We start from the raw sequence: 1,371 nt of genomic DNA on the forward strand, positions 1-1,371 counted from the left end.
GGGCCGCACCCGCGCCTGGACGGCGTCCGAGGCGCCGACCCACAGCGGGGCGGTGCCGCCGTGGGCCCGTGCGCCGCGGAGTTCGGGCGAGTCCGGGTCGGGGGCCTCGTCCCCGTACGGCAGCAGCTCACGCCATGGCGACCACGCGCCGCCGACCGCGCGGGTGCGCACCTCCGCCCGGCCGCGGAGTTCCGCGGCGGGCCGGTCCCAGACGACGCCGACGAGCGAGAACGGCCGCACGCCCGACGCCGTGACGCCCCGCTCGACCGCGACGTCACCGCGCCCGGCGGCCACGCCCCGGTCCGGCCCGCCGCCCACGAGCGAGTCCAGCGGGCGCAGCGCCAGCGACCGCGTGGAGCCGGCGGCGACGGTCAGCTCGGTCCGGGCGTGGGCGGGACCGGGGTGCAGGGCGAGGGGAAGGGCGAGGGCGGCGGTGCACGCGACGCCGATCGAGGATGCCAGGTATGCACGCATGATTGAAATCGTCTACATAAGGGGGCAAACCTGTCCATTCGGAAGAGCGCACACGTCGCGGACCATCCGGTGACCCAGACCCCACCGACCCCATCCGCGCCGCATCTTCGGCGCGTAGGCTTGCGCGGGTGAACGCCACCGATCGCACCCCCGCCGACCTGCTGGGATCCGCGCTCGACGCGGATCCCTCCCGCCCGCTCGTGACCTTCTACGACGACGCCACGGGCGAACGCGTCGAACTCTCCGTGGCCACCTTCGCCAATTGGGTGGCGAAGACCGCCAATCTCCTCCAGGACGATCTCGCCGCCGCGCCCGGCGACAGATGCGCACTACTGCTCCCCGCCCATTGGCAGACCGCCGTGTGGCTGGTGGCCTGCTCCTCGGTCGGGGTCCTTGTCGACATCGGGGGCGACCCGGCCTCCGCCGACCTCGTCGTCAGCGGCCCGGACAGCCTCAAGGAGGCACGGGAGTGCTCCGGGGAACGGGTGGCGCTGTCGCTTCAGCCGCTGGGCGGCCGCTTCCCCCAGTTGCCGGAGGGGTTCGCGGACTACGCCGTGGAAGTGCCCAGCCAGGGCGACCGCTTCGCCCCGTACTCCCCCGTGGACCCGGATACGCCCGCGCTGGCCGTCGGCGGCGTGGAGCTGACGAGCGCCGAGGTGGTGGAGCGGGCGGGCGCCGACGCCGCCGGGCGGGGGCTCGGGCCCGGTTCGCGGATCCTGTCGGGGCTTTCGTACGACACCTGGGAGGGGCTGTCGTACGGGCTGTACGCGCCGCTGGTCAGTGGCGGTTCGGTGGTGCTCTGCCGCCATCTGGACCGGCTGGACGAGAAGGAGCTGGCCGGGCGCAAGGAGAGCGAGCGCGTCACCGACACCATTCCCTGAGGCCACGGCCACCGCC

The 1,371-nt window shown here is 74.3% G+C and carries 1 protein-coding gene and 1 pseudogene; one reads left to right on the forward strand and one right to left on the reverse strand.

The features are described from left to right. Nucleotides 1–474: pseudogene (locus tag GWI24_RS44425) on the reverse strand (N-acetylmuramoyl-L-alanine amidase); the annotation flags it as partial. A gap of 128 nt (nt 475–602) precedes the next feature. Between GWI24_RS44425 and GWI24_RS44430 the strand changes: the two are divergent. Next, nucleotides 603–1,355, forward strand: a complete 753-nt coding sequence (locus GWI24_RS44430; RefSeq protein WP_210951671.1) for a TIGR03089 family protein — start codon at nt 603–605, stop codon at nt 1,353–1,355. Nucleotides 1,356–1,371: the final 16 nt, after the last annotated feature.

It is taken from the genome of Streptomyces sp. MK37H (assembly GCF_018035285.1).
GTDB lineage: Bacteria > Actinomycetota > Actinomycetes > Streptomycetales > Streptomycetaceae > Streptomyces > Streptomyces endocoffeicus.